The 8,096-nt window shown below is 64.4% G+C and carries 8 protein-coding genes; 2 read left to right on the top strand and 6 right to left on the bottom strand.

Going from position 1 to position 8,096, the window contains the following annotated elements; translation table 11 throughout:
• Positions 1-228: 228 nt before the first annotated feature.
• Complete coding sequence (locus Q0693_RS07515; protein ID WP_298630426.1) at positions 229-1,299, bottom strand: A24 family peptidase; 1,071 nt, start codon at positions 1,297-1,299, stop codon at positions 229-231.
• 313 nt (positions 1,300-1,612) lie between these two features.
• Between Q0693_RS07515 and Q0693_RS07510 the strand changes: the two genes are divergently transcribed.
• A complete protein-coding gene (locus tag Q0693_RS07510; RefSeq protein WP_298630424.1) occupies positions 1,613-3,148 on the top strand; it encodes a carboxypeptidase M32 in 1,536 nt (511 codons plus the stop codon).
• Here the strand turns inward: Q0693_RS07510 and Q0693_RS07505 are convergent.
• Genes Q0693_RS07505 through Q0693_RS07490 form a run of 4 tightly spaced genes read right to left on the bottom strand, consistent with a single transcriptional unit; the run spans position 3,136 to position 6,192 of the window.
• Positions 3,136-4,212, bottom strand: coding sequence for a YbfB/YjiJ family MFS transporter (locus tag Q0693_RS07505; RefSeq protein WP_298630421.1), 1,077 nt, complete (start codon positions 4,210-4,212; stop codon positions 3,136-3,138). The genes Q0693_RS07510 and Q0693_RS07505 overlap by 13 nt on opposite strands.
• On the bottom strand, positions 4,202-4,954 hold the full coding sequence (locus tag Q0693_RS07500; protein WP_298630419.1) for an ABC transporter permease: 753 nt from the start codon (positions 4,952-4,954) through the stop codon (positions 4,202-4,204). The genes Q0693_RS07505 and Q0693_RS07500 overlap by 11 nt, the downstream gene beginning before the upstream one ends.
• On the bottom strand, positions 4,947-5,852 hold the full coding sequence (locus Q0693_RS07495) for an ABC transporter ATP-binding protein (RefSeq protein ID WP_243031543.1): 906 nt from the start codon (positions 5,850-5,852) through the stop codon (positions 4,947-4,949). The genes Q0693_RS07500 and Q0693_RS07495 overlap by 8 nt, the downstream gene beginning before the upstream one ends.
• 1 nt (position 5,853) lies before the next feature.
• A complete protein-coding gene (locus Q0693_RS07490) occupies positions 5,854-6,192 on the bottom strand; it encodes a nucleotide pyrophosphohydrolase (protein WP_298630416.1) in 339 nt (112 codons plus the stop codon).
• Positions 6,193-6,203: 11 nt separating this feature from the next.
• Between Q0693_RS07490 and mgsA the strand changes: the two genes are divergently transcribed.
• Positions 6,204-6,581, top strand: coding sequence for a methylglyoxal synthase (mgsA, locus tag Q0693_RS07485; RefSeq protein WP_243031541.1), 378 nt, complete (start codon positions 6,204-6,206; stop codon positions 6,579-6,581).
• On the opposite strand, the gene Q0693_RS07480 is transcribed toward mgsA, so the two are convergent.
• Complete coding sequence (locus Q0693_RS07480) at positions 6,578-8,062, bottom strand: YifB family Mg chelatase-like AAA ATPase (RefSeq protein WP_298630414.1); 1,485 nt, start codon at positions 8,060-8,062, stop codon at positions 6,578-6,580. The two genes, mgsA and Q0693_RS07480, sit on opposite strands and share 4 nt — an antisense overlap.
• Between the last annotated feature and the right edge of the window lie 34 nt (positions 8,063-8,096).

Below are 8,096 nucleotides of genomic sequence, written 5' to 3'. Positions count from 1 at the left end.
GAGCCATTAGCGAGGCTAATGGTACCAAACCCTTCTTGTTCATATGCCCACCTTCCCGTTTGGGGTTCCATGTGGAATCTCATTATATGTTAGCGCAAAGAGAACATCCTGAAGGAGGGGTATGCAAAAGTGGTATGTGGTTTCCTGCTACAAGGTTCAACCGTTTTCCGCAAAGCCCAAGAAGATGGATGGTGTCTAATGAGCTAGGTCGGGGAGTTTCAGGCTGGATTATAACCCGAGCCAGGCCAGATAGGCCCGCCACAAGGCCTCCCCAAAGAAGAAGGCCACCACCCCCCCTAAGGCTAGGTAGGGGCCAAAGGGGACCTTCCGCTGCCGGAAGGCTAGGCCAACGAAGGCCCCGGCCAGCACCCCCAGGAAAAGGGCGAGGAGGCTATAGGGCCCAAGCCAGGCCCCAAGGGCCCCCAGGAGCTTCACATCCCCATAGCCCATGGCCACGGGTTCCTCCTCTTCCCCTCCTCCCTCTTGGGGTCTAAGGGCCCAGTAAAGCCCCCCGGCCAGCGCCAGTCCTCCCGCGCTCAACAGGGAGCCTTTCAAGGTGCTAAGAAGGTCGGCCCCCAGGTAAGGGGCTAGGATCCAGGCCAGGGGTAGAAGGGGAAGGGTGATCCGGTCGGGAAGCACCACGGGCCTTCCCGTGCGCCCCGAAAGGGCCCAGGTGAGGAAGGCCAGGGCCATCCCTACCCCAGGGCCCAAGAGGGCGCCAAAAAGGGCGGCCATGTGCACCTGGTGGGGCCCCACGGGGACCTCGGCCCTTCCCTCCCGGAAACGCCTCAGGAAAAAGGCCCCGTACCCCGCCACCAACCCCAACCCTCCGGCGGCCAGGAGGCTTCCATCCAGGGCTTGGGAAAAGGGCCGGGGAAAGGAGAGGAGATAGGCAGAAAGGAGCCCCAGGAAAAGGAGGCCGTAGGTGAGGCTATCGGGAAGCTCATAGGTGTCCAGGTCTATGAAGGAAAGGGCCACCAGAAGGGCCAGGAAGGCGAAGGTCAGGAAGGCTTGGGGCGAGGGGGGGAAGAAGAAGGCGGCCAGGGCAAAGAGGAGGCCCGTGAGGGCCTCCACCAAGGGGTAGCGGGGGCTTATGGGATGGGCGCAGTAGCGGCACCGCCCCCTAAGGGCCAGGTAGGAGAGCACGGGGACCAGGTCCTTGGGGGCCAGGCGGTGCCCGCAGGCGGGGCAACGGGAGGGTGGGAAGACGATGGACTCCCCTTTGGGCAAGCGGTGGATGACCACGTTCAGAAAAGAGCCCACCACCAGGCCAAGGATGAAGGCAAAGGCAGGCCACATGGTGGCATTTTAAGCTTGTCCTGAGGGCTTTGGCGGCGAGTTGGAGGGGCTTTCCTCCTCAAAGAGAAGGGCGACGAGGAAGAACAGGACCACCCCGAGCAGGGACCAGGGGCCTCCTAGACTGAAAAGGCCTACTGTGAGAAGACCTAGGGCTAGGGTCAGTGCCAGTCTCATAAGCATATGGTAACAAATAAATGTCAGGGATAAGTAGGGTCTTCTGTTTGCATGGGAGGCCGAGGTCAGCCCCGAAGGAGCTGGCTTGAACCAGGTGGGTTTCATGGGGCTTTAACAAGGCCAGGGGTATGATGCTCCCGTGACGCCGGAAAGCGCTTATCGGGAGCTTTTGGAGTTCCAAAGGGAAACCGCCTACCTGGCCTCCCTGGGGGCCTTGGCGGCTTGGGACCAGCGCACCATGATCCCCAAGAAGGGGCATGAACACCGGGCCAGGCAGATGGCGGCCTTGGCCCGGCTCCTCCACCAGCGGGCTACCGATCCCAGGATCGGGGACTGGCTTTCCCTGGTGGAGGGTTCTCCCCTGGTGCAGGACCCCCATTCCGATGCCGCGGTGAACGTAAGGGAGTGGCGGCAGGCCTACGAGCGCGCCCGGGCCATTCCCGAGCGGCTTGCGGTGGAGCTGGCCCTGGCGCAAAGCGAGGCGGAAAGCTACTGGGAGGAGGCCCGGCCCAGGAACGACTGGCAGGGGTTTTTACCCTATTTGCGCCGGGTGTTTGCCCTCACCAAGGAGAAGGCGGAGATCCTCCATAGCCTTCCCGTAGCCCCCGGGGACCCGCCCTATGGGGAGGTCTACGATGCCCTTTTAGACGGGTTTGAGCCGGGGATGCGGGCCCGGGAGTTGGAGGGGCTTTTTGCTGGGCTTAGGGCGGGGCTTCAGGGGCTTTTGGACCGCATTTTGGGAAGTGGAAGGAGGCCCGACACGGGCCTCCTTCACCGGCACTATCCCAAGGAGGCCCAGAGGGCCTTTGCCCTCGAGCTCCTGGCCGCTTGCGGCTACGACCTGGAGGCGGGCCGTCTGGACCCCACCGCCCATCCCTTTGAGATCTCCATCGGCCCCGGGGATGTGCGCATCACCACCCGGTACTACGAGGACTTCTTCAACGCCGGCATCTTCGGCACCCTGCACGAGATGGGCCACGCCCTCTACGAGCAGGGCCTGCCCAAGGAGCACTGGGGGACCCCAAGGGGGGAGGCGGTTTCCCTAGGGGTTCACGAGTCGCAAAGCCGCACCTGGGAGAACCTGGTGGGCCGGTCCTTGGGCTTTTGGGAGCGGTTCTTCCCCCGGGCCCAGGAGGTTTTCCCAAGCCTCAAGGACGTGGCCCTGGAGGACTTTCACCGGGCCATCAACGCCGTGGAGCCTTCCCTCATCCGGGTGGAGGCGGACGAGGTCACCTATAACCTGCACATCCTGGTACGGCTGGAGCTGGAGCTTTCCCTCTTCCGGGGGGAGCTGGGCTTGGAGGACCTCCCCGGGGCCTGGGCGGAGCGGTACCGGGCGTACCTGGGGGTGGCCCCCAAGGACTACAAGGACGGGGTGATGCAGGACGTGCACTGGTCCGGGGGGCTTTTCGGCTATTTCCCCACCTACACCCTGGGTAACCTCTACGCCGCCCAGTTCTTCCAGAAGGCCCAGGAGGAGCTTGGGGACCTCGAGGCCCAGTTCCGCCGAGGGGACTTCCGGCCCTTCTTGGACTGGACCCGGAGGAGGATCCACGCCGAGGGAAGCCGCTTTCGGCCCAAGGCCCTGGTGGAGCGGGTGACCGGTGCACCTCCCAGCGCAGGGCCCTTCCTGGCCTACCTGGAGGCCAAGTACCGGACCCTTTACGGCCTTTGAAGGCGGAAGCCTACGGGCAGAAGCGCCAGGAAGAGAAGGGCGGTGGCGGTCCAAAGCGCTCCCTCACCTCGGCCGGCCATCTCGGCGAAAAACCCAGCCACAGAGGGTCCCACCGCTTGCCCCAGGGCGAAGGCTGCCGTGGAAAGACCCATGGCCCGGGGCCAGGCGGAAGGGGGAAGAAGGGCGCGGAAAGCCTGGGTCAGAGCGGTGATCACCCCCAGGAAGGAAAGGCCGAAGAGGAAGGCGCTTAGGGCGGGTAGGTGCAGGGCAAGGGGAGGGAGGCTTCCCAAGAAGAGCACCAAGAGCACGTGAAAAAGTCCCCTTTTTCCCCCTACCCGCTCCACCCAAGGGCCCCAGACGGGCCCGGTTAAAAGGGCCCCAAGGCCCAGGAAGCTGAAGAGGGCAAGGGAACTTCCCACGGCTGCAGCCACGAAGGTCATGTACCCGATGTACCCTGCCCCGTAAAGCCCATAGGCCCAAAGAAGGGGAAGGATAGGCCTTAGGCTTCCCTCGCCTTGGGTAGGAGGTGGGGGTTCCTGCAATAGGGGCCGGGTCAGGAGGATGGGCAGGCCCAGAAGAAGGCTGAAAAGCCCTAGCCGAGCCCAGGCGTCCATGGGCTCGGTGACCCCCCAAAGGAGCCAAGGGGCCAGGAGAACCCCCAGGCCCACGCCCCCGTAGTAAACCCCCAGCATCCGTCCAGATCCCCCCAGGGCCATGAGGAGGGCCGCTCCTCCCACGAAGACAAAGGCGCCCAGGAGGCCTTGGAGAAACCGCAGGCCCAACGCCAGGGGAAGGCTTCCTATGCCTGTGAAGGCCAGGATGGGGCCTTGCAGGAGGACGGCTAAAAGGAACCCTTTTCGGTAGCCCACCCGGCCCAGGAGGCGGTGGCTCAGCAAGGCGCCCACCAGATAGCCGAGGGTGTTGGCACTTCCCAGGATCCCCGATTGGGTGTAGGAAAGTTCCCAGGCGTTTTGCATGAGGGGAAGAACCAAGGCGTAGGCGAATCGCCCGAGGCCCAAGGCCAGGGTAGGCCCTAGGGCCAAAAGGGCGAGCCTAGTAGCCATGCAAAAGCCCCTGTTTCTTGGCCCGATGCACCGCCCGTCCAAAGAGGAAAAGGCCCAAGCCCAAGTAGAGGAAGGCGTTCAAAAAGGCTACAAGAAGGCCCCAAAGGTCCAAGGGGGCGCCTTGAGCCAGCATGCCCCGGGCCAAGGAGGCTCCTGGGGCCATGGGTAAGAGGAGAAAGGGCCCCGTGCCTGGGGCCTGCAAGAGAAAGAGCAAGAGGAACTGAGAAAGGCCCAGAAGTTGGCCGATGCGTTTGTAAAGGAGGGCCAGGCTTCCCATGGCGAAGCCCAAACCATACCCCCCCAATAGGACGGCCAAAAAGGGGAGGGCCACTCCGGGATGGAAGGAAAGCCGAGCCCCAGTGAGGGTGGTGAGCACCATGGCGATGAGAAAAACCAAAAGCCCCTGGGTGAGGAGCCCGGAAAGGTTCCGCACCAAAAAGAGAGGAATCGGCCCGTAGGGGGAAAGGAAGACCTGCTCCAAGGTCCCTGTTTGCGCCTCCTCCATGAGGCCAAAGGAAAGGCTGGTATAGGCAAACAGGGCGAAGGTCCAAAGCAGGTATCCCACCAGGACCGCCTCCAACCGGCCCCCGAACTCTGCTCCCGGCCCGGCTAGAAAGCGGGCTCCCAGGAAGAGAAGGTAGAAAATGACGCTTAAGGTAACCACCGCCCCCAGGAGCTCCAGGGGATAGCGGCGCAGGGCTAGGAGGTTTCGCCCAAACTCCGCCAGGAAAAGGTCAAGCATGGCCCACCACCTTTAAAAATATTTCCAAAAGGTCCGTTTCCCCTTTGGCCACCTTCTTTAGGGGCAGGGGCTTCACAGCCTCCAGGACTTGCCAAAGGGCCTGCGCATTGCCGCGGAAGAAAAAGGGACCCTCTCCTTCCACCCCCAGGGCACGTAACTGCTTTATGACCTCGAGGGGCGGCTTTTCCTCCAGCTCCAACACGTAGTGCTCGCCGGCGAAGCGGGCCAGGAGGCCCTCCTTGGTTTCTTCTACCACCACTTCCCCTTGGTGGATGATGGCCACCCGGTCCGCCAAGGCTTCAGCCACCTCCATCTGGTGGGTGGTGAGGAGAATGGCCTTGCCTGCTTGGGCTAGGGTGCGGATCTTGTCCCGCATCAGCAAGGCGGTTTCCACATCCAAACCCAGGGTGGGTTCGTCCAGCAGAAGCACCTCGGGGTCGTGGATCAAGGCCTGCAAGAGGGCCAGCTTCTGCTGCATTCCCCGGGAGAGGTGACGCACCTCGGTGTGGGCTTTCCCCAGAAGGGCGTACTCCTCCAGAAGCTCCCAGGCCCGTTTCCTGGCTGCGGCAAGCCGCAGGCCTCGGGCCACTCCGAAGTAGACCAGATTTTCCAGGGGGGTAAGCCGCCAGTAGGTGTTGCGGTTGCCTTCCAAGACCGCCCCCAGGTGCTTCAAAGCCAAAGGCTCCCGAAAGGGATTTTTCCCCAACAGGTGCACCTCGCCCCGGTCGGGGAGGAGGAGGCCCGAAAGCATCTTCACCGTGGTGCTCTTGCCAGCGCCGTTTTTACCCAAGAACGCCAGGATCTCGCCAGGGTGCAGGGTGAGGTGGACGTTTTTGACCGCCTCGAGGGCCCCAAAGCGCTTGTACAAACCGTGGGCTTCCAGGTAGGGACGGGCCACCCTAGCCTCCCTTTTGCGTCCAGCGGGTTTGGTCCCGCTCCCGATACTTGGCCATGGCCTTGAGGAAGGCTTCCTCCAGGTCAATCCCTTCCCGGTTGGCCAGGGAGATGAGGACGAAGAGGAGGTCGGCGAGCTCCATGGCCAGATCCCCTTCCTCCTCCCCCGGCTTGGGCTTTTTCCCGTGGCGGTGGGCCAGAACCCGGGCCACTTCCCCAAGCTCCTCCACTAGGCGGGCCAGCATGAGAAGGGGAGGGAAGTAGCCCTCCTGAAACTGCCCAATCCAGGCGTCCACCTGCCGTTGCGCCTCCTTGAAGGTGAGGGCTTCCATGGTTTGAAGCATACAATGGCCCCATGAAGGCCTTGGCCCTCATCGCTCATGATGCCCAAAAGGACGATATGGTGGCCTTCTGCCAAAGGCACCGGGAGCTCCTCGCCCGCTTTCCCCTCCTGGCTACGGGCACCACGGGAAGGCGCATAAGGGAGGCCACCGGGCTAAGGGTGAAAAGGGTGCTTTCCGGCCCTTTGGGAGGGGACATGCAGATCGGGGCGAAGGTGGCAGAGGGAAAGGTGCTATGCGTGCTTTTCTTCCAAGACCCCCTCACCCCCAAGCCCCACGAGCCTGACGTCCAGGCCCTCATGCGGGTGTGCAACGTGCACGGGGTGCCCTTGGCCACCAGTCTCCAGGCGGCGGAGGCCCTGATCCCTTGGCTGGCCCGCCAGGCGGGTTAAAGGGTTTTGCGGTAGGCCAAGGCCTCGGCCACATGGCCCTCCTCCACCCCGTGGGATCCTTGCAGGTCGGCGATGGTGCGGGCCACCCTGAGGAGGCGGTCGTAGCTCCTGGCGGAAAGGAGCAACCGCTTGGCTGCCGCCTGGAGAAGGGCTTCCGCCCCTTGGCTTAAGCGCACGTGTTCCCGCAAGGCCCTTCCCGCCAGCTCCCCGTTGGGCCGGCCTTGGCGGGAGAGCATCCTCTCCCGGGCCCTTAGGACCCGTTCCCGCACGGCCTCGGTGCTTTCCCCCTCGGGGGCCCGGGCCAGCTCCGCTGGGGTCAGGCGGGGCACCTCCACCACCAGGTCAAAGCGGTCCAAAAGGGGCCCAGAAATCTTTCCCACGTAGCGCTGGCGGCTAGCAGGGGTGCAGGTGCAGGCCCTTTCCGGATCCCCATACCAGCCGCAGGGGCAGGGGTTCATGGCCGCCACCAGGAGGAAGCGGGCGGGGAAGGTGAGGCTGGCCTTGGCCCGGGAAACGGTCACCACCCCGTCCTCCAGGGGTTGGCGCAGGGCCTCCAAGGCGTCCCGGGAAAACTCGGGGAACTCATCCAGGAAAAGCACCCCCCGGTGGGCCAGGGAAACCTCCCCCGGCTTGGGAATGGCCCCGCCCCCGATGAGGCCGGCGTAGCTCACCGTGTGGTGGGGGGCGCGGAAGGGGGGCGTGCGCACCAGGCCCTTGAGGACCTGCCCGGCGGCGGAGTGGATGCGGCTCACCTCGAGGGCGGCCTCCTGGCTCAAAGGGGGAAGCAGAAAGGGAAGGCGCCTGGCCAGCATGGTCTTCCCCGAGCCCGGGCTTCCCACCATGAGGAGGTGGTGGTAACCGGCGGCGGCGATCTCCAGGGCCCTTTTGGCCTTGGCCTGGCCCTTCACGTCCCGCAGGTCCAAAACCTCTAAGGCGGCCACGGGGTCCTCGGGCTCCGCCCTCTTGGGGTCCTCCTCCCCCCTTAGGTAGGCCACCGCCTGCCGGAGGCTTTCCGCCCCGTAGACCTCCACCCCCTCCACCAAGGCGGCCTCCTTGGCGCTTTCCAGGGGAAGGAGGAGCCTTTTCCCCTCTCCCAATGCCCCCAGGGCCAGGTTCACCGCCCCGGGCACCGGGCGCAAGGCACCGTCCAGGCCCAGCTCCCCCGCCACCGCCAGGCCCGAGAGGCTTTCCAAAGGCACCACCCCCTGGGCGGCCAGAAGCCCCAAGGCGATGGGCAGGTCAAAGTGGCTCCCCTCCTTGCGCAGTTCCGCCGGGGCCAGGTTCACCACCACCCGGGCCTGGGGGTAGGGGAAGCCGGAGTTCTTAAGGGCCGCCCGGACCCTCTCCCGGCTTTCCTCCACCGCCTTGTCCGGCAGGCCTACCAGGGCGTAGCTGGGAAGCCCGGGGCTAACATCCACCTCCACGGTGACCGGAATAGCGTCCAGGCCGAAGAGGGTGTAGCTGCGTACCTGGGCTAGCATGGAGGGAGTTTAACGCAAAAGTGTTAGTTTTGCC

The organism is uncultured Thermus sp., from assembly GCF_938010445.1.
In the GTDB taxonomy this organism is placed as follows: Bacteria; Deinococcota; Deinococci; order Deinococcales; family Thermaceae; genus Thermus; species Thermus altitudinis.
This window is presented reverse-complemented; position numbering and strand designations above follow the sequence as displayed.